This window comes from Microbacterium sp. (assembly GCF_051860965.1).
In the GTDB taxonomy this organism is placed as follows: Bacteria; Actinomycetota; Actinomycetes; order Actinomycetales; family Microbacteriaceae; genus Microbacterium.
In genome coordinates, this window is sequence record NZ_JBIMKU010000004.1 from 324,142 (window position 1) to 341,551 (window position 17,410).

A 17,410-nucleotide genomic window follows, 5' to 3' on the forward strand; every position below is an offset into this window, starting at 1 on the left:
TCCCTCGCGCTAGACTGTCCACTGCCGCTTTCCGCAGCAATCCGAACGGAGCTGGAATGACCCTCGCCACGCTGATCGCCTTCGCGGCCGAAGAGACCGAGCACCACGGCAACGTGCCGCTCGAGACGTTCTGGTACGGCCTCGTGGCGATCATCTCGTTCGGTCTGCTCGCGCTGGTCACGCTCTCGTACCGCAATGTCGCCAACCGCCACTCGGCGAAGGCCGAGGCGTACGCGAAGGCGCACGCGAACGACATCCAGCAGTCAGGACACGGCCACTAAGGCCGCGTCTGCATGTCGGTCGAGCGCCGCCCGAGAATCGGGGTGATGGGCGGCACTTTCGACCCCATCCACCACGGGCACCTGGTGGCGGCGAGCGAAGTCGCGCAGTCCTTCGATCTCGACGAGGTGGTGTTCGTACCTACCGGCGAGCCGTACCAGAAGGCGAAGGTCACGGCCAGCGAGCACCGGTATCTCATGACCGTCATCGCGACGGCATCCAATCCCCGTTTCACCGTGAGTCGCGTCGACATCGACCGCGACGGCCCCACCTACACCGTCGACACTCTCCGGGATCTGCGGGTCATCCATCCCGACGCCGACCTCTTCTTCATCACGGGTGCGGACGCCATAGCGCAGATTCTCAGTTGGAGGGACCATGATGAGATGTGGGACCTCGCCCACTTCGTCGCCGTCTCGCGTCCGGGTCACGTGCTCAGCACGGACGGACTGCCGACGGACGACGTGAGTCAGCTCGAGATCCCCGCCCTCGCGATCTCGTCGACCGACTGCCGTGATCGTGTACGTCACGGAAACCCCGTGTGGTACCTCGTTCCCGACGGGGTTGTCCAATACATTGCGAAGCACCACCTCTACCGGAGCAAGGAATGACTGAACCCGAGCAGCCGGATACACCTCCGCTCACGCGCAAGCAGCTGCGCGACATCCGAAACACCGGAGCGACCCCCGTCGTCACTCCGACCGACGCCGATGGGCCCGCCGAACCGGCTCCTGAGCCCGAGTCGCCGTTCGCGCCGCCGCCCGCTGCCTCCGCGCCGCCGCTGCCGCGTGCCGCGGCGCCGGCGGTCATCGCCGAGCCGCCCGTGCCCGACCTGGCGGTCGACCTCGGCGTGAGTCCCCTCACGCGCCGCCAGGCGCGCCAGCAGGAGCGGATCCGCACGGCCTCGGTTCCCGTCATCACGCCAGACGTCATCGCGGCCCACACCGCGCCGTCCGTCGCCGCGCCGGATCAGGCCGTCGAGCCCGAGACAGATCAGGCCGTCGAGACCGAGACCGATCAGGTGATCGAGACCCCGACCGAGCCCGCGGTTGTCGAGCCCGGCGAGGGCGACGACACGTCGACGAGCGCGCTGCGTGGGCTCTTCTCCGACGACGAGCCCGACGAGGACCCGTACTCCGAGGTCGAGGTGGTCGTCGTCGACGAGCCCTCGTTCGAGCCCGTCGACGACGCCGAGGATGAGGAGGATGCGGATGCCGCAGCCGACCTCTTCGCGAAGTCCGATGACGCCGAGGTCGAGCAGGAGCCTGCGGAACGACCCGTCGTGAACCCCGCGTTCGGCTCGGCGCTCTTCTCCGACGACGCGACGCAGGTCGACCTGCCGCCCTCGTTCGACGATCTGCTGGCCCGGGGCTCGACCGGCTCGGTGGGCACGTCGAGCGCGCTCATCCTGTCATCGCCCACCGGCGAGTCGCCGATCATCGCTCCCGTCACCGCGACGGGCGAGGTGCTCGTGACGGGGACCTTCAATCTGCCGGAGGGGCTCGGCTCGCTGGGCCATGCTCCTGGAGCGGCGGACGGACACGAGGCCGATGCCGTGCTCGTCGACGGCGAGCTGCCCGCTCACTCGTCGCCCACGCCGATCGCTGCGAGCGCGGCCATCAGCACGGTGAAGACCAACGGCGACGTCATCAAGCCGCCGGCGCCCGAGAAGGGCAGCCGCCTCATGATGTGGCTCGCCATCACGGCCGGCGTGCTCGCGCTCGCCCTCGTGGGCGTGCTCATCCTCGCCTTCGTCAACGGGATGTTCTGATGGTCGCCGGCGCGCAGTCGCACGACATGGTCGCGATCGCCGCGGCCGCAGGGGACTCGAAGGGCGGCGAGGACCTCGTCGCCCTCGACGTGTCGGAGCCGCTTCCGCTCGTCGACGTGTTCCTGCTCGTCACCGGTCGCAGCGAGCGCAACGTCGCCGCCATCGCCGACGAGATCGAGGACCGTCTGCTCGAGTCGGGCCACAAGCGCGTGCGCCGCGAGGGCCGTGCCGAAGCGCGGTGGGTTCTGCTGGACTTCGGTGATCTGGTCGTGCACGTGTTCCACGAGGAGGAGCGCACCTATTACGGCCTCGAGCGGCTCTGGAAGGACTGCCCGATCGTGCCGATCGAGCTCCCGGAGCACACCGCCGCGGAGTGACCCGTGTTCGAGGCATCGCGAGCCGTATAGTAAGCTTGTCGAGTTGCCTCGAGCGATCGAGGGAGCATCCGGGCCTGTGGCGCAGCTGGTAGCGCACCTGCATGGCATGCAGGGGGTCAGGGGTTCGAGTCCCCTCAGGTCCACCAAAACTCCCGGTAAAGCACTGAATCTTCACTCCCTGATCAGGGAGCTTGAATGTTTGGTAGTCGTTTACTGGACACTTCGCCGGGTCGCCGCAGTTCGCTCTCGGACCTTCTCGAAGTATCTGGAAGGTGCGCGGCAAGGCCCGCGCACCTTCGCTATATGGACGCTGTTGGCACCTCCGAGTCGGGACACGGGAACTACGTCTCGTTGGCCGAGCTTGCCGCCGAGCTGAAGGTTTCCGTCCAGACGATCTATGACCTGCGGAGCAAGGGCCGTGGCCCCCGTGGATTCCGCGTCGGCACGCAGCTGAGGTTTCGCAAGAGCGAGATCGACGCATGGGTTCACCGCATGGAGCTGGCCGACGAGCAGCGACACCCCGGGGGAGTGTGGTGAACGGGGGGCGGCCGCGCACCCTGATCGGTTCGTACGGAACCATCAGCGTGACCAGGCGGGGCGCGTCGTACGTAGCGTTGGCGCGCATTCGCGACGCTGACGGGCGTCTGCGCAGAGTGACGGGCGCGGCCCGCACGGAGTCGGCCGCTCGAGCCCGTTTGAGGGAGCGCCTGCTGGACAGACCGGGCTTCGGGGCGGGAGGTCTGCTCGATCTCAGCAGCTCCTTCCGTGACCTCGCCGATCTGTGGCTCGAGGATCTCGAGATGCGGGAGCTGTCGGATGGGACGAAGAAGAACTACCGCGATGATCTCCGCCTCCGCGTGCGGCCGCAGTTCGAACACTTCTCGCTCGGTGAGATCACCACGGGCCGCGTGGAATGGTTCCTGCGCTCTGAGAATGCGGTGTCGCCCTCACGCGCACACCACTCGCGGACGGTTCTCAATCAGCTCTTCGGATTTGCTCTCCGGCACGACGCGATCCCGCGGAATCCGGTGCAGGGAACGAGTCCATTGCGCCGGCCGAAGGGCGAGCGCCAGGCGTTGACCATCGCGCAGATCAACGCGATCCGCGATGCCGCGGGTCGCTGGCGGACCGGACCCGACATCAAGGGGCCGAAGCCCGACGGGCAGGTGCGCGACATCACCGAGGTGCTCCTCGGCACGGCGCTGCGCATCGGCGAGTGCCTCGCACTCCGCGTGTGCGACGTCGAGGACGGTCCCAGCGGGATGACGATCTCGGTGACGGGGACGGTCGTGTTGCGCACCGGCAGCGGTGCCGTGCGTCAAGACCACCCGAAGACCGAGCACTCTATCCGCCGAATCGCGGTGCCCGACTTCGCTGCGGACGTCGTTCGAGCACGGCTCGCCGGCATCCTGAGTACCGACCCGGAACGGACCATCTTTGCCAATCGCGCGGGCAGGCCACTGAGCCCGTTCAATGTGCGACGTACCTTCAGAGCGTTCCTCGAGCTGGCAGATCTCGCGGGGGAGGGGATCACACTTCGCTGGTACCGACGGACCGGCGCAACGGTCATCGCGCGCGGGGCGAGCGCCGACGCTGCCGCCACCTTCCTCGGCCACGGATCGACCGCGATCACGGAGGGCCATTACATCGAGCCCGACCGCACCGTGGATCGGGGGCCGGCAGGAATGCTCGACCGGACACTACGCCGCGTGAACCCCGATACCTCGCTGCTCTCGACCGACGACGGAGCGGTCGATGATCCGACGCTCGACTTCCTCGACGACGAAGACATCGAAGCGGCGTAGTACCTACTCGATCGGTTGACCTCGAACGTTCGTGCCCCAACTCGCGATCGGTCCGCCGTTCGGGCCGTGGTTCCGCAGGAACTCGTTGTGGACCCGCTCGCAGGCGAGACGGAGGGTTGTTGACCAGCCGATGACCTCGCCCCGGAAGCTGGCACGGTAGCGAACTTCGGTGGCGTTCACCCGGCGGATCTCGATGGTGCCGTACACGCGGTCGAACGCGTCCACCAAGGTCCACGTGCCCGTCGGACCTTCCTGCGCTGCGAGGAGCGGGTGCCACCGGCGCGGTTCGGCCATAAGGCTTCCTCCTCTGGCCGAACATGCACGAGCGTAGACCGACCAGCAGACGTCGCCGCGCGAATCGTGGGCGCTGGGTGCGCACCTTCCTGCCATGAGCGATCGTGAGCGCGCTGACGCTGTCCTGGAGCACGTAGCTGTGCTCGCGTTCCTGTACTACCCCGGCATCGAGGTGGATGATCCGAGCTACAGCCTCGCCGACGACATCGATTGGTGTCTCGCGCGGCTCGGCGATGTGTCCGACGCCGAGCGGGAACGCATGCGCGCACTCTTTGCACGAGCGATCACCGACCCCACCGCAACGCGCGAGAGCTTGTTCACAGCGCTCGTGGAGTTCGACGGCGTTCTCGCAGTGGACCACCATGAGTAACGCGCAGCCGAGCGACCACGAGCGGGCAGCGCGCCTGGCCGCACAGCGGAAGGTATGGAACGACGCGCACCCGACCTACTACGCGGAGTACCGTGAGCGGAATCGCGAGGACATCCGCCGGAAGAACCGCGAGCGGGAGCGTGATCGTGCTCAGCGCGAGCGGGAGGAGAAGGCGCGCCGCCAGAAGGGGATCGATCGCGCGAGGGCGTGGGCTGCGGAGCACCCGGAGGAGCGTCAGCAAGCCCGCGAACGCTACAAGCAGAAGCACCCGGACGCGTACAAGCAGGCTCAGCGCGACTACTACTACCGCAATCGCGACGCGATCGCCGAGCGCCGGCGGGCGCGTGAGGCCGCAGACCCGGAGAAGGCGAACGAGGCTCGACGCCGCGCGGTCGACCGTGCCCGGGCTGCCGGCCGCAACCCGGCATGGTCGCCCACTCCTGACCAACGCGCGACCCATCGTGCGCTGGAGAACGAAGCAAGGCGCCTGCAGCGTCGCCGCGCGCGCGCCGGGTTGCCCGAGCGTCGGCTTCACCGGGTGCTAGCGCCGGAGCGACGTCACAACGATGCCGCTGCCGACGCCTTCTTCACGCAAAAGCGGAGCGGTGAGGACATCGCCCGAATCAGAGACCAGGACGAGCCGACTCCTCCGCACTTGGTGCGCGCGTGGCGGGAGCGTTCCGAGAACCGGCGTGTGGCGCGCGAGATTCTTGCGATCGCCGAGGAGTACTTCACCGATCATGAGGTCGAGTTGCGCGCGCGGGTCGCGGAGGTATCCCGCGCGCGTTTCCGGGGCGGGATGCTGCCCCTCGATGTTTACACGGAACCACGCCGTCATGCGCTGGAGTTCGCGAGCCGGGGCTACCTCCGTGCCCATGTCGCATCGCCCACATCATCGATAACCATTTTTCGCTGGCTCACGACCGATCTCACTAAGCGGCGACCCGACATCACGCTTTGATCGATCCGCGTTCGGGCATGCTGGGGAGAGCCGAGCGCTTCGCAGTCGCGTCGCTGCGCACGTCTAGGCTGAGCGAATGGTCGACTATGGGGAAGTCGTTTGGGACGGCATTGCCGGAGGGCTCGGAATGCTGTGGGCGGGGATCACGGCGAACCCGTGGACGGTGATCTTGTTCGTGGCGATTATCGTCGGCGCACTTTGGTTACAACTGACACCGACCCGAAGGCGTCGCCGCCGATGACGGCGGCTGCACCTGCGGATGCGGTCGGCTCGGTCCCCGCCGCGGCAGTGATCTCGGCGTGCCTGAGCGCTCAGGCTGGTGTCCCTGCCCGATCCCAGGTGTCGCGCGTGTTCGGTCGGTCCCCGCTGTCGGTCGACTCGCGGCCCTGGTATCTCGGCGCACTCGGTGAACTCGAGGTCGCGAAGCGCTTGGCGAAGCTCGGACCCGACTGGACGGTGCTGCATTCCGTCCCGATCGGCGATCGGGGGAGTGACATCGACCACGTCGTTGTCGGTCCTGCCGGAGTGTTCACGATCAACACGAAGTTCCACGACGACGCCCGGATCTGGGTCGGAAGCAAGCGTCTTTTGGTCAACGGCCAGAAGACCGACCACCTCCGCAACTCCCGCTACGAGGCGCAGCGGATCGCCAGGAAGCTGATGGCGGTCGCGGGGGAGCCGATCGACGTCTACCCGGCGATCGTTCTCGTCGGAGCGCGCAGCGTCACTATCCGTGAGCGACCCGTGGACGTGACTGTGCTCCGAGACACCAAGCTGGTCCGCTGGCTCACCCGCCGCGCAGTCACGCTCACGGCTGATTCGCGCGACCGCCTCGCTGAGATGCTGACGCGCCCGGAGACGTGGGCTACGACATCCGGCGCCTCTTCGGAACTAGACCTCCCGGCGTTCGTCGCTCTTCGCCGCGAAGTAGGCGCCGCGCGGCGCGTGCGTATTCTCTGGGGAACAGCCGGTCTGCTTGGCGGCATGGTGGTGGCCGCGACTCTCGCCATCAACGCATACGCAACGCTCCTTGGCGGATAGGTCGCATGATGGACTCATGCCGCTGAGCCCGACCGTCGCGATGCTTCCCGAAACTCCCGACTCGCGGCTGCTCGCCGAGTTGAGTTCCTACTCGGACGACTTGTCCGAGGCGAGTGATGCGATCGAGCAGGCATTGGAAGCAGGACACGAATCGCCGCTCTGGCAGCCGCTGACAAGCTACGCCGTGGTTGCCTACATGCGCGCGTTCGCGCACTCCAACGTCCGGTCCGGCCTCCTCGCGCACGTTCCAGTCCCTGACGATCTGGTTGAAACGCACGACATGATTCGCGGCTACCGGAACACGACCATCGCGCATTCGCAATCGGAACTGTCGATGTCGCTGCCACTGGCCACACTCACGCCGGAAGGCACCGTCCGCCACGTGCTGCCGATCACCATCCGCCACAATCTTCCGCAGACCACGGCTCGCCGCATCGCCGACGCTGTCGACCGGATGAGCGCCCTCGTGGCCGAGTTGATCCAGCCACTTGCCGAGCGACTCACCGCTGAGTACCGGCACGCAAGCGTTGCCACGATTGCCGGCTGGCCCGTCCCCGACCTGGATCATGAACGTGCTGACCGCTTCACTGCGCAATCAAGGAGGCGGCGCCAGCCGCGATTCGTTGCGTATTGGGACGTCGACGTCGAGCCCGTCGACGACCGCGGTCATGCGGTCTAGAACGAGCTGCTGAGGCGAGGCCAGGTTAGGGGACGCTGTGTCGCCCGCCGATCCCTATCCGAGCAATGAGCGAATCGGGGACCACTACGGGCGCTCGAGCAGACGTTTGCGATCGCTGGAAATCTGAGCAACGCCGCCACGCAGCTGCTGACCGCGTTCTGACCCGATGTGTGCATGCCTCTTGAATCGAACCGTTCCCGGCGAGTGGAGGTCTTCGACCGCGAGCACCCGAATGAGCCGCTCGGGGAGCAGATCGGCGATGCCCTACCCCTACCAGCTCGGCAGGCTCGCGTTACCAGGATGCGCTAGGCGCCACCACAAAGCCGCGGTCCGCTTCACGCGAAGGTCTCGACTGATCTGAGTGCCGTAGTTGTTGCCTGTGCGATGTCGGTTGCATCTGATCCAATGAGAGGTGACGCAGACCAGAAGGACTCGGTAAATGAGCACGATCTTGATCGAAGAAGACTCGGATGACCAGCGTTCAGGGCGTGACCTCGCCGCCACTTACGCTGCGCTACAGCAAACGGCAGCACTCAACCAGAAGGCGCTTGAGCCGATGCTGAACGCGATTTCAGAGACCGCGCGCCTGCAGAACGCTGCCTGGATCACGCAACTGGCCGCGATAAACGTCTCACCGATCATCGCCCAGGCGCACGTCGCCGCGTTGTCGGCGGCTGTGGCAGCTGCGACGCTACCGCGTTTCACGATGCCCCAGATTCCCGGACTCCAGTCAGCCATGCAGTCCCTGTCCGCGTCGGTCACTGCAGCGCATTCAGCCTCTTACTCGGAACTTGCGGCCACCTTGACTGCAGCGATCCCGATGCCGGATCTGAGCGGGATCCAAGCCCTGATCGGCTCGTTGCAAACCGACAAGTGGCAGGAGTGGCTCCGCCACATTCACCGGCCCGCCAATTGGACCGACGCCATCGAAGATCGGATCAACGGTGTTATCGATATCGTCGATGGCGAGGGAATCCCGGTCGCGTGGGTACCGAGGGCTGCGATTCTTGAGGCGCTCCTCAATGCGCCGTCGGCAGACGAGCGTTCGCTGATTCTGATCGAGCGTCGAAATGAGATTATCGATGACTGCGAGGCGGTGCTCTCCCGCGTAGAAGAGGGCGCGGACGCACCGACACTACCCATCGCCCAGAAGGTGCTGGCCGGGTTCAGGGAGGGTCATTGGGAGATCGCTGCGATAAGCGCGGTCGCGGTCATACATGGCATTGTCGAAGCGCTGCGCTGGCCTTCTGATCATCAGAAGGCCCCGCGCCATCACGCGCTGAGGCCGACCGACGGACCAGCACGACTCATGGAGCAGGCGACCCGGGCGCCGCTCGTGCGGTTCTACGACGACTGGAACGAGAAGTCCGGCAAACCCCGTCCGTCGCACGTCACGCGGCACGTCGTTTCGCACAATCTGGGCCCGGACCAGGTCAGCGAACGGAACTGCGTCGTCTCGATCATGCTGATGTGCTCGCTGCTGCGCACGGTCTACGAGCTGGAGCTCGGGAGTGAAGAGTCGGCGGCCTGATCTGGTTGATCGGTGTGCTCAGCGTCCGCGGTGGACACCCACGCTCCTTGATCGTCTCCGATACGCACACGGTGGGCTTCGAACTGTTGCTGCACTGTCCACAGCTCAGAGCCCGCCCGATACCTGCCGAGCAGCTCGTCGGCCGAGCCCGTCAGGTTGGCGGCGAGGAGCCGCACCACAAGTTCGTTGATCACGCTCACGAGATAGGTCTCAACATGATCCGGGAAGGCGCCGTTGTCAGCGTGCTTGACCCGTTTGTAGTTGTTCGAGATCGCGCGAGCCAGTCCCACCTGGCTGTGGATGTAGTCACCCCACCGGATACCGAGTAGTTCGAGACAGCGGTAGACGTAGGTGGCCATCGTCGGGCGACCGCGTCCGCGATCGTACGTCGCGTTCTCGCCCGGACGTTGCCCGATGCGTTGTCCTGCGGCTTCGAGCGCCATGGATGTCGACATGACGACGTCCTCTGTGAAGCGCTGCCGCCGTCCGATCACCGCGACGGCGGGCAGGATGAAGCGATCCCACTGGTCGTAGACCTCGGCCCAGCGACCGAGGCCCTCAGTGCCAACCTCTTGGAGCACCAGGAGTGGCCGTCCGAGCTTCTTGTCGGTCGGCATAGGTTGCGCTCTCTCGCGGATCGTGCGCGCGCTGATCAGCTCGACGAAAGGATGGTCGTAAACCTCGCCACCCATCAGGCGCGCCGAAATCGACTCATCCTGCACCCGGTGCTCGCGAACAGATAGCGCCGTCCCGAACAAGAAGACCAGAAGGTGCGCGACCTTTCGCTGCTCGACGAGGTGGTCAAAAAATGGACGAGCCTCTGCCCATTCGGACTCGATCACGACGTTGTTCGCGACGACATGGGATCGCTCGTAGCCATCGCTGGTTTCGCTCGACGTCCACGTCGTGCAGATACGCATCCTGGCCTCCGCTTGAGCCCACTCGACAGGCTCGGGACTCTCCACCGTGATGTCGACGCCGGTGGAGCGTCCGTTCTCGTCCCGACGCGACTCGGACTCCACTGCACTGAGCCGGGACCACCGATTCAGCCCATCCATCCGAGTCCGGCATGTTTTGATGGTCAGCGGATCCGAGAGAGCGCCATCGCGTTCGAAGAGCAGCGTCTCCTGCGGCGCGATCCGTCCACTACCAATCCGCGAACCCGCCGCCTCGGAATGCCCTGCCCAGCGGCACCCGTAGAGCATGACGTTGCCCTCTCGGGTACGGAGTAGCAGGTTCTCCTGGGGATTCATTCGCCGAAACCACTCATCGACGTGCGCGAACTGATCGACCGCGGATCCAGGGAGGTAGGGAATTTCCACCTCAACGCCGGTGTCACTGAGGCGAAGCGTCGCTCCGAAATACGGGGTAGTTTCAACGCCGTCAACGAGGAGGCCCGCGAGGCTATCCCCGAAGTCGAGGTGTTCGACGCTCACGCGGAGCTCCGTTCTTGGCATTAGTTTGGGCCGGTTCGCTGGGGCGGAGCTGCCCTTGCCGATAGCAGCGACAGTACCGATCGCTTCCGACGTCACCGCGCACCGGGTGGTGTGTATTCACCGCCTGCGGTTGAGATTCTGCTACCAGTAGGCGGCGTCGCCTTAGCTCGGACGCGAACGTCGCAGTATTCCTATGCGGTCATCTTGGTTTGAGTCCCTCCATGGTCCACTGGGTGAACCTTCGGAGGCACATACGATGCAGGGTCACCGCGACGGATTTTGCGATCGCCGAAGATCTCGATGGCTTCCCTGAACGCGAGGTGCGCAGCCTCGACTGAATACTTGGCCTTGCCGGCGTTACTTGTGAACATGGCGCCGAGCGTGCCGTCACCGTGGTCGACGATCTCTTCGCGATCCATCGACGTGATCGATCGCAGCATCGACGGATGACTGAGACCGCTGATCTCGCGCCAGACGATTTCCCCGAACATGCCGCGCATGCCTGTCGCTGCGGTGGATTCCCGAACGATCTCCGCAAACCCGACCCGTCTGTCGGAGAGTGTCGGATCGTCGACTCCGACCCTCTTTGCTGTGGTGCGGATCTGAACGACGTGCTTCCTCTTCCACACTTTGATCTGCTTCCGACTACGGTCCAGCATCGACGTGAGGCCAAGAGTCGGGTCGTCCTCGATGCCCTTGATCATGACTGCGCGCATCTCTGCGTCGGCGCAGAGTTCGCGCCAGGCGTTCCGCAGGTGGCGCTCTATGCGCTCTCGGGGGTCGTCTGGGGCGACGATCCAGAGCGCGAGCGAGGCTGCCTCAAGAGCGGACCGTGCGACCGGGTAGTGGGCTACGGATGGTAGGCGTAGCGGCCCCTCGGGTGGGATGAGGACCGTGAGCGCGTGGAGGGTGTCAGCGGCGTGATTCAGCTGGTGGGAAACGCTGTGGCTGACTTGTCGCCACCCGCTCGCGATGTCGTCGAGGGCGATCTGTGACCCCGGCTTGGGGCGAACCTTTGCGACGCGATTCCAGCGCTCCACCGCGGCGGGCACCTTGCCCAGACGCGCACGCAGCGCTTCGACGGCAGCAAGCTCGGTCGGATCGTCAATGGCCACCAAGCGAATGCCGGCGTAGTCACCCTCTGCGGTCATATGCGAACGGTAGCCGCCCGATCCGACATAGCTCGTCGCCAACGCGACTGGGTCGGGGCGCTGCCCGAAGGTGGAGCCTCGCGAGAGCGCAGGAGCGTTCGGTTGGGTCGATCAGCGGGCGAGCCCGACGATGAGTTGGACCAGGCTTGCGAGGTTCACGAAGGTCTCGACCAGCGATTCCAACCTCGATCGCATGCCCAGCACGCCGACATGCGCGGTGATCCTCGGTCGCACGGGCAGCGCTCGCAAACCTCACCCGAACGCGTTCATGGGTGATGATTCGAGTCGGCGGCTTCCGCCATGAATGCGTCCTCGACGGCGCGACGCCGCGCCACGTCCTCGACGACGAATCTGCGGAAGTCGGCTCCACGGTCCTCAATCGTGACGTCCTCGACTGCCGGGGCGGGATCTTCCCCTGGCCACGCGGTCTGACGTGTCGCCCTGTCGCGGTCGAGACGTGAGCCGCAGGCGGCGACCCAGTCGTGCAGTCGCTCGCGCGCCTCGGCGAAGTCCTGGTGCCAGCCGAGGGGAGCGGAGCCATGCTGCTCCTCGTCGTAGGCGCAGAGCCAGTGCAGGTGCAGGGCGGAGAGTTCCCAGACGAGTTCGGAGTGTCGATGCCACAGCGGCGGGATGATCGACGGTCCGAGTCCGTAGGTGCGTCGTAGCCAGGTCACCCACCTGTCGAGCTCGACCCACTCGAATGCCGCTCGATCCGAGGTGAGCACGTTCCAGTTCACCGGGCGGGGCACGCTCGGCAGGCGATCGGCCGCACCTTCAGGGCCGTCCGGCGTCGGTGGCTCGAACTCGTACCCGGGGAATTGCAGGGGCTGGTCGGCAGTCATCGGGTGCCTCAGAGGGCCACGGGCCTGACGGCGGGCTTTGCAGCGGACGGGGCGGATGCCGCCACCGGCGGAAGCCCGTTGCGTCGGCGTTGCAGGGTGTAGTTCGTGCGCGCGGAGTCGTGGCCGAGACGCTTCGCGACAAATTCCTCGGTCTCGACTGTTTCGCCGTCGTTTTCCCGCGTCGAGGTATGCGTGTAGCCCTCGGCGATGAATACGTCGCCCTTGTTGAACATCGCGTAGGCCCGCTCCGCGTTGCGCCGGAACATGACGAGGTCGTGATACGTGGTCTCAGTCTGAGTGAAGGTGCCGTCTTCATTGCGTTCGAAGTGCTCCTGCCCGATGCGCACCCAGAAGCGCGCTTCGCCTTTCGCGTTGAATGCGAGTTGAGGCTGGGACGCGATGAACCCGGAGAGAGACTGCTGGGTGTGGATAGTCATCGGATGCTCCTACCAAAGGGCCGCAGGTCGGCCATCACCTGGTAGGTGCGTCGCCTATCCCCTCCGCAGTTGCTCTTCGACGCGAACACGGTCGGCTCGAAGTTCTGCGGCATCAGGGCGGGCAGTCCATTCGCGCATCCGCGTGACGATTGGTGGCGCCGACCTGAGCAGTAGGAGGGCCGTGCCGTACGGCAGTGTGCGAATGACGTCTGGGGGCATGATCGGGACCCGGCGCGTTGATCGCTGGTTGGAGCGCATGCCGCGTTCGCCGATCGTGATCGAGTCGGTGACCTCGTCGCGGTCGCCGATCAGGGTGGCGATGTCTTGTAGGTCTCGAGATCCTGAGGCGCCGCCGAGCACGATCTTGGCGATACTCGCGTCCCAGATCGCCGTGGCTGCGTTGTCGCCCCACCGCTGACGGGCCTGCGCAAGCGACTGAAGCACCGGCATCGTGGTGACACCGGTGCCTCCGCCTTCGGCCATCAAGACAGGCAGCGACGGCAGAGGGGCGAGGTTGCCTATTTCGTCCAGCGCGAGAAGCAGCGGGGGGTCGAGGCGCGCGCCGGGGGATCTCGCGGCAACCCGCCTCGCTGTCTCTACGAGGTCTTCGACCAGTGCGGCGACCAGGGAGGAGGAAGCGCCGGCACCAGCGCCCGTCGCGAGCAGGTACAGGGTGCCGTTGCGTCGGAGAAAGGTCTCCGGATCGAACTGCTCGTCCTCGCTCGGGCTGACGGCATCGAGAACACGAGGGTCGGCCAGGGCCGCCAACGCCAGGGAGACGCCCTGCCAGATCGAGTCACGCGTTCGGGGGTCGGCGTCGATCATCGCCTCAAGCGACTCGGCCCATCCTGTTGCGGCCGCCGGGTTGGATGTGAGGACCGCGACGGCATCCTTCGCCGCGGCCGGATCGAGCGTCCAGCGAAAGAGCTCACCAGGTGAGCGGCCGTCGAGCGCCGCGGCGTGCAGCAGCGACTGCAGGGCTGTACGGGTCTTGCCCTCCCAGAAACCGCCGTTCTCCACCCCAACGCTCGACAGGCCTGTACCGGCTGCGAGTCCCGCGGCGCGAATCATCGCGGTGAGTGGGAGCTCGCAGCCGCGTACCGGCGACCACCGCAGGCCCGCCGGTACGCCCGGAGCAAGATGTTGCGGATCGAACACGGCGACGGGCCCACGTCTCATGCGCGAGCGAATGGTGGTCGTGAGGTTGTCCGGCCTGGTGGAGGTCGTAACGACGGCACCAGGTGCATCGAGGATCGCGTTGATGACGATGTGGGCGCCCTTGCCTGACCGGGGAGGGCCGATCACGAGGATCGAATCCTCGACCGACGTCCACACCTTCGTTCCTCGTGCCACGCCCACGAGATAACCGACGTCCTCGGATCGCGGCTTCGCGACGGACGCGCGAAGGTGGGCAGCGCGCTTCAGCAACGAGCGATCGGAGGCAGCGCGGCGCACGTCGGCCGACGTCGCGATCCCAGCAATCCGGTTCGGGTCGGACCTGGCGTGACGAGTGTGGTTCCGGATGACGCGCCACACCCACCACCCCGAAACGATGAGCAGCGCCACGAACGCCACGACGACAGCCCAGTACGCCACGGCGTTGAGCCCCGGAGATCCGAGTGCCGCCCCCGGGTCAGCGGGGGAGCCGAAGACACCGAGCCCCGCTGCCAGACCACCTGTCGGCTGCTCAGCTCCCGACAAGAAGGCGGCGAGATTGCCGCCCAGACGCAGGATGCCGGCGATCGCAAAGGCCCCGCCGAGAGCGAGCAACGCGACGTTGGTCAGCCCGTCGGAGCCGGAGACACCGACACCGTGGGGAGCCGTCATGTGACGATCCCGAAGACACACGTGCCGGAGATTCTCCCCACGAGGACAATCTCGCCATCGGCGGTCACGCGGCAGAGCCCCGGTTCCAGCGACGCTCGAGCGGACCCGTCCGCAGAAGCCTTGATGTGACGCACGATGATCGCTAGGGCCACCTCTTCGCCCGGGAGGAAGCCTTCTTCGCCGTAGACAACGCGAGGCGGCTCGATCAAGGGCGTAGCATCGATAAGTGCTGCGGTTGCGGCCCGTGGCTCCGCCGGAGCTCTCGACCCTCCGTCCCGGACCTGCGGCGGTGCAGTCAGGGCGACCGATCCCTGCAGCGGTCGGGTGATGATGTCGGTGAAGACAGTGCCGTCGGCCTCGTAGACCACGATCCGCACCGGCGACCCATGAGCGAGCAGGACCCTGTCTATGACTTCCGCAAAGGAAGCGCGGGCCCAGGGTGGCCCGAACCGAGGCGGTTCGAACGGCGTCCCATCGACGGCGACGGTCATCGTGCCGTCCGCCGAGATCGTCATGGCGATCACGGGAAGGACCGCCGGCACGCGGATCGCGTCGGTGGATCGTCGAACAGCGTGCGCTGTCGTCATCTCACGCCCTCCGTCATCCGGCTCGTGGTGTCGAATGCTGCGAGCTCCGCGGGGTGCAACTGGTGCTGAACCACGAAGCTGCGGTCCTTGATCCTCCAGAGACCTTGGCCCGTTGCCAAGCCGGGCAGGAGGCTCTGCTCGGTACCGGTGAGGCCCAGCGCGGTCGCAGTCGCTCCGAGTTGGTCCGCTTCCTGCCGGTAGATGATTCGCGTCTCCGCGTTGGCGAGGAGGGATGAGGCGATCGCGCGCATCGCGGAGCCCTGGTCGCCGACGTTGTCGAGGTCGGAGAGCTTGTGGAAGACGAGCAGGTTCGCGATTCCGTAGTGGCGGGCGAGCCGCCACTGAGCATCCATCCGTCGCAGGAGGGCTGGATGCGACATGAGCCGCCAGGCCTCGTCATAGATGACCCAGCGCTGCCCACCGTGAGGGTCGAGGAGCGCGGACTCCATCCAAGCGGAGGAGCAGGTCATGAGGACGGACACGAGCGTCGTGTTCTCGGCAACGCGTGACAGGTCGAGCGAGATCATCGGCAGGCTCGGGTCGAATGTGACGGTGCTGGGACCGTCAAACAGTCCGGCGAGATCTCCCGCGACCAGCCGACGCAGGGCGTGCCCGACGACCCTGCCATCCTCGACGAGGCGTCGGTCGGATTGCTGAGATGCGTCCGGGGAGAGGATACGTTCTACGACCATCGGCAGGATGGGGGTCTCGCATGAGCGGACAGTGTCCGCAAGAGCGAGGTCGATCGCGGTGTGCTCCAGCGGGCTGAGTGGTCGTTCGAGCACCGTTTCGGTCAGGGCGCCGATGAGGTCGCGGCGACGAGAGGCGACCTGACCGGCCCAGCTCTCGTCGGAAACGCCGGATGGACGATGCCCTTCATCGAGCGGATTGAGTCGGTTCGCCATGCCATGCCCGAGCACGATTGCCTGCCCGCCCACGGCTTCGGCGACGGCCGTGTGTTCCCCCTTCGGGTCGCCGGGTACGTAGACGCGACGGCCGAAGGGGATCGAACGCGTGTAGAGGCTCTTCACGAGCGACGACTTGCCGGAGCCCACTATGCCTGCCAGGACGATGTTCGGCGCGGTGATCATCCCCCGTGAGTAGAGCACCCACGGGTCGTAAACGAATGACGCACCTGAGTAGAGGTCCTGGCCGACGAAGACGCCTTGCGAGCCGAGCCCGCCTTCGGCGAGGAACGGATACGCTCCGGCGAGCGTCGCACTGGTGTCCTGGTGGCGCGGTATCCGCAGACGGCCGGGGGTTCGCAGCGCCGTGGGGCGCGACTCGCCGGAAGCGGGCAGGTAGGCCGTCGCGCGTAGATCCGCGCGCTGTGCTTCGGCCTCGGCACGGTCGGATGCGGTGGTGGCGGCGCGAGTGGCGGCACTGAGACGCTGGGATGCCTTTCGTCGGGCGCGACGCTCCTTCCTGCGTTCGCCTGCCGGGTCCACGAGCGTTGTGGTGTGTATGCGCTCACCCCCTTGCGCGTTCACAGCGACAACCCGTTGCGGCGGTGAACTTTCGCACCAGACCCCTGGAAGGCGAAGTGGCCAGGGCGCTGAAACGAGTCGTTCGGATTGACGCGGGGCGCGAGCGATTCCGAGACCGCCGGCGCGGCGACGGCGGAGGAGCCCCATGCAATTCGGCCTGAGTGCTGAGATGCCCGATCCAGGGCCAGGCCGGCCCGAGCGACAAGGGTCGACGCACGGCGCAACGCGAGGGCGGCTGCATGGGCTTCCTCGACCCCGGCCCAGTGGTCGCCGTCGTCAGTTCGGGCGATCGCGTCCGAGCTGGTGTGCGCGAACGCGAGCTGATCGAGCACCTGTTCGAGCGATCTCAGGCCGCCCAGCAGGTCCCCGACCAATTCGTACGTCTGTGCCGGGTCATCGAATGTGCGCGTGGCGTGCGCGAGAGCGCGCAATGCGTGACACGCTTCCTCGCCATCGACGACAGGATCCTGGAATGTAGGCATTGCATGTCCCCTTGCAACAGAAGTCTTCAGTCAGGTGAGCGAGGCGTCCCCGC

20 protein-coding genes and 1 tRNA gene are annotated in these 17,410 nt (G+C 66.2%); 12 read left to right on the forward strand and 9 right to left on the reverse strand.

Annotated elements, in window-relative coordinates; genetic code table 11:
- Positions 1 to 56 precede the first annotated feature (56 nt).
- The 7 genes from ACTIFV_RS09935 (at position 57) to ACTIFV_RS09965 (ending at position 4,232) form a co-directional block, all read left to right on the forward strand.
- The gene (locus ACTIFV_RS09935) at positions 57 to 281 is read left to right on the forward strand and encodes a hypothetical protein (RefSeq protein ID WP_439592622.1); all 225 of its coding nucleotides are present in this window, start codon (positions 57 to 59) and stop codon (positions 279 to 281) included.
- A 12-nt stretch (positions 282 to 293) separates the two neighbouring features.
- Positions 294 to 890 carry a nicotinate-nucleotide adenylyltransferase gene (gene nadD / locus ACTIFV_RS09940; protein ID WP_248149525.1) on the forward strand — a complete coding sequence of 199 codons (597 nt, stop codon included), beginning with the start codon at positions 294 to 296 and terminating at the stop codon, positions 888 to 890.
- On the forward strand, positions 887 to 2,050 hold the full coding sequence (locus tag ACTIFV_RS09945) for a hypothetical protein (RefSeq protein WP_439592623.1): 1,164 nt from the start codon (positions 887 to 889) through the stop codon (positions 2,048 to 2,050). Before nadD ends, ACTIFV_RS09945 begins: the two co-directional genes overlap by 4 nt.
- A complete protein-coding gene (gene rsfS / locus ACTIFV_RS09950; protein ID WP_439592624.1) occupies positions 2,050 to 2,427 on the forward strand; it encodes a ribosome silencing factor in 378 nt (125 codons plus the stop codon). The genes ACTIFV_RS09945 and rsfS overlap by 1 nt, the downstream gene beginning before the upstream one ends.
- A 70-nt stretch (positions 2,428 to 2,497) precedes the next feature.
- Positions 2,498 to 2,573 (forward strand) — tRNA-Ala (locus tag ACTIFV_RS09955).
- A gap of 157 nt (positions 2,574 to 2,730) precedes the next feature.
- On the forward strand, positions 2,731 to 2,964 hold the full coding sequence (locus ACTIFV_RS09960; RefSeq protein ID WP_439592625.1) for a helix-turn-helix transcriptional regulator: 234 nt from the start codon (positions 2,731 to 2,733) through the stop codon (positions 2,962 to 2,964).
- Positions 2,907 to 4,232 (forward strand): site-specific integrase, encoded by a 1,326-nt coding sequence (locus ACTIFV_RS09965; RefSeq protein WP_439592626.1) that lies wholly within the window; start codon positions 2,907 to 2,909, stop codon positions 4,230 to 4,232. The genes ACTIFV_RS09960 and ACTIFV_RS09965 overlap by 58 nt, the downstream gene beginning before the upstream one ends.
- A 3-nt stretch (positions 4,233 to 4,235) precedes the next feature.
- Here the strand turns inward: ACTIFV_RS09965 and ACTIFV_RS09970 are convergent, their stop codons facing one another.
- Complete coding sequence (locus tag ACTIFV_RS09970) at positions 4,236 to 4,526, reverse strand: hypothetical protein (RefSeq protein ID WP_439592627.1); 291 nt, start codon at positions 4,524 to 4,526, stop codon at positions 4,236 to 4,238.
- Between the two features lie 94 nt (positions 4,527 to 4,620).
- Here ACTIFV_RS09970 and ACTIFV_RS09975 point away from each other — a divergent pair, with 94 nt between their 5' ends.
- From ACTIFV_RS09975 to ACTIFV_RS09995, 5 genes are all read left to right on the forward strand, one after another.
- Complete coding sequence (locus ACTIFV_RS09975) at positions 4,621 to 4,896, forward strand: hypothetical protein (RefSeq protein ID WP_439592628.1); 276 nt, start codon at positions 4,621 to 4,623, stop codon at positions 4,894 to 4,896.
- Positions 4,889 to 5,857 carry a hypothetical protein gene (locus ACTIFV_RS09980; RefSeq protein WP_439592629.1) on the forward strand — a complete coding sequence of 323 codons (969 nt, stop codon included), beginning with the start codon at positions 4,889 to 4,891 and terminating at the stop codon, positions 5,855 to 5,857. Before ACTIFV_RS09975 ends, ACTIFV_RS09980 begins: the two co-directional genes overlap by 8 nt.
- Before the next feature lie 156 nt (positions 5,858 to 6,013).
- Positions 6,014 to 6,898 carry a nuclease-related domain-containing protein gene (locus ACTIFV_RS09985; RefSeq protein ID WP_439592630.1) on the forward strand — a complete coding sequence of 295 codons (885 nt, stop codon included), beginning with the start codon at positions 6,014 to 6,016 and terminating at the stop codon, positions 6,896 to 6,898.
- A gap of 16 nt (positions 6,899 to 6,914) precedes the next feature.
- Complete coding sequence (locus ACTIFV_RS09990) at positions 6,915 to 7,577, forward strand: hypothetical protein (RefSeq protein ID WP_439592631.1); 663 nt, start codon at positions 6,915 to 6,917, stop codon at positions 7,575 to 7,577.
- Positions 7,578 to 8,016: 439 nt separating this feature from the next.
- On the forward strand, positions 8,017 to 9,108 hold the full coding sequence (locus ACTIFV_RS09995) for a hypothetical protein (protein WP_439592632.1): 1,092 nt from the start codon (positions 8,017 to 8,019) through the stop codon (positions 9,106 to 9,108).
- Here ACTIFV_RS09995 and ACTIFV_RS10000 read toward each other — a convergent pair.
- From ACTIFV_RS10000 to ACTIFV_RS10035, 8 genes are all read right to left on the reverse strand, one after another.
- Positions 9,069 to 10,544, reverse strand: a complete 1,476-nt coding sequence (locus tag ACTIFV_RS10000) for a hypothetical protein (protein WP_439592633.1) — start codon at positions 10,542 to 10,544, stop codon at positions 9,069 to 9,071. The genes ACTIFV_RS09995 and ACTIFV_RS10000 overlap by 40 nt on opposite strands.
- Positions 10,545 to 10,735: 191 nt before the next feature.
- Positions 10,736 to 11,695, reverse strand: a complete 960-nt coding sequence (locus ACTIFV_RS10005; RefSeq protein ID WP_439592634.1) for a hypothetical protein — start codon at positions 11,693 to 11,695, stop codon at positions 10,736 to 10,738.
- Positions 11,696 to 11,961: 266 nt separating this feature from the next.
- On the reverse strand, positions 11,962 to 12,537 hold the full coding sequence (locus ACTIFV_RS10010; protein ID WP_439592635.1) for a hypothetical protein: 576 nt from the start codon (positions 12,535 to 12,537) through the stop codon (positions 11,962 to 11,964).
- An 8-nt stretch (positions 12,538 to 12,545) separates the two neighbouring features.
- Positions 12,546 to 12,974, reverse strand: coding sequence for a single-stranded DNA-binding protein (locus ACTIFV_RS10015; RefSeq protein WP_439592636.1), 429 nt, complete (start codon positions 12,972 to 12,974; stop codon positions 12,546 to 12,548).
- A gap of 54 nt (positions 12,975 to 13,028) precedes the next feature.
- Complete coding sequence (locus ACTIFV_RS10020; RefSeq protein WP_439592637.1) at positions 13,029 to 14,801, reverse strand: type IV secretory system conjugative DNA transfer family protein; 1,773 nt, start codon at positions 14,799 to 14,801, stop codon at positions 13,029 to 13,031.
- A complete protein-coding gene (locus ACTIFV_RS10025) occupies positions 14,798 to 15,388 on the reverse strand; it encodes a hypothetical protein (protein WP_439592638.1) in 591 nt (196 codons plus the stop codon). Before ACTIFV_RS10025 ends, ACTIFV_RS10020 begins: the two co-directional genes overlap by 4 nt.
- The gene (locus ACTIFV_RS10030; protein WP_439592696.1) at positions 15,385 to 16,854 is read right to left on the reverse strand and encodes an ATP-binding protein; all 1,470 of its coding nucleotides are present in this window, start codon (positions 16,852 to 16,854) and stop codon (positions 15,385 to 15,387) included. Before ACTIFV_RS10030 ends, ACTIFV_RS10025 begins: the two co-directional genes overlap by 4 nt.
- Positions 16,855 to 16,874: 20 nt before the next feature.
- Positions 16,875 to 17,357: a hypothetical protein gene (locus ACTIFV_RS10035; RefSeq protein ID WP_439592639.1), complete on the reverse strand. Its 483-nt coding sequence runs from the start codon at positions 17,355 to 17,357 to the stop codon at positions 16,875 to 16,877.
- Positions 17,358 to 17,410: the final 53 nt, after the last annotated feature.

What these genes read in the sequence shown, in the direction of transcription:
- ACTIFV_RS09935 (WP_439592622.1), top strand. Translation starts at nt 57, where the DNA reads ATGACCCTCGCCACGCTGATCGCCTTCGCGGCCGAAGAGACCGAGCAC.
- ACTIFV_RS09965 (WP_439592626.1), top strand. Translation starts at nt 2,907, where the DNA reads ATGGGTTCACCGCATGGAGCTGGCCGACGAGCAGCGACACCCCGGGGG.
- ACTIFV_RS10005 (WP_439592634.1), bottom strand. Translation starts at nt 11,695, where the DNA reads ATGACCGCAGAGGGTGACTACGCCGGCATTCGCTTGGTGGCCATTGAC.
- ACTIFV_RS10010 (WP_439592635.1), bottom strand. Translation starts at nt 12,537, where the DNA reads ATGACTGCCGACCAGCCCCTGCAATTCCCCGGGTACGAGTTCGAGCCA.
- ACTIFV_RS09975 (WP_439592628.1), top strand. Translation starts at nt 4,621, where the DNA reads ATGAGCGATCGTGAGCGCGCTGACGCTGTCCTGGAGCACGTAGCTGTG.
- ACTIFV_RS10035 (WP_439592639.1), bottom strand. Translation starts at nt 17,357, where the DNA reads ATGCCTACATTCCAGGATCCTGTCGTCGATGGCGAGGAAGCGTGTCAC.
- ACTIFV_RS09970 (WP_439592627.1), bottom strand. Translation starts at nt 4,526, where the DNA reads ATGGCCGAACCGCGCCGGTGGCACCCGCTCCTCGCAGCGCAGGAAGGT.
- ACTIFV_RS09995 (WP_439592632.1), top strand. Translation starts at nt 8,017, where the DNA reads ATGAGCACGATCTTGATCGAAGAAGACTCGGATGACCAGCGTTCAGGG.
- ACTIFV_RS09980 (WP_439592629.1), top strand. Translation starts at nt 4,889, where the DNA reads ATGAGTAACGCGCAGCCGAGCGACCACGAGCGGGCAGCGCGCCTGGCC.
- nadD (WP_248149525.1), top strand. Translation starts at nt 294, where the DNA reads ATGTCGGTCGAGCGCCGCCCGAGAATCGGGGTGATGGGCGGCACTTTC.
- ACTIFV_RS10020 (WP_439592637.1), bottom strand. Translation starts at nt 14,801, where the DNA reads ATGACGGCTCCCCACGGTGTCGGTGTCTCCGGCTCCGACGGGCTGACC.
- ACTIFV_RS09990 (WP_439592631.1), top strand. Translation starts at nt 6,915, where the DNA reads ATGCCGCTGAGCCCGACCGTCGCGATGCTTCCCGAAACTCCCGACTCG.
- ACTIFV_RS10015 (WP_439592636.1), bottom strand. Translation starts at nt 12,974, where the DNA reads ATGACTATCCACACCCAGCAGTCTCTCTCCGGGTTCATCGCGTCCCAG.
- ACTIFV_RS10025 (WP_439592638.1), bottom strand. Translation starts at nt 15,388, where the DNA reads ATGACGACAGCGCACGCTGTTCGACGATCCACCGACGCGATCCGCGTG.
- rsfS (WP_439592624.1), top strand. Translation starts at nt 2,050, where the DNA reads ATGGTCGCCGGCGCGCAGTCGCACGACATGGTCGCGATCGCCGCGGCC.
- ACTIFV_RS09945 (WP_439592623.1), top strand. Translation starts at nt 887, where the DNA reads ATGACTGAACCCGAGCAGCCGGATACACCTCCGCTCACGCGCAAGCAG.
- ACTIFV_RS09960 (WP_439592625.1), top strand. Translation starts at nt 2,731, where the DNA reads ATGGACGCTGTTGGCACCTCCGAGTCGGGACACGGGAACTACGTCTCG.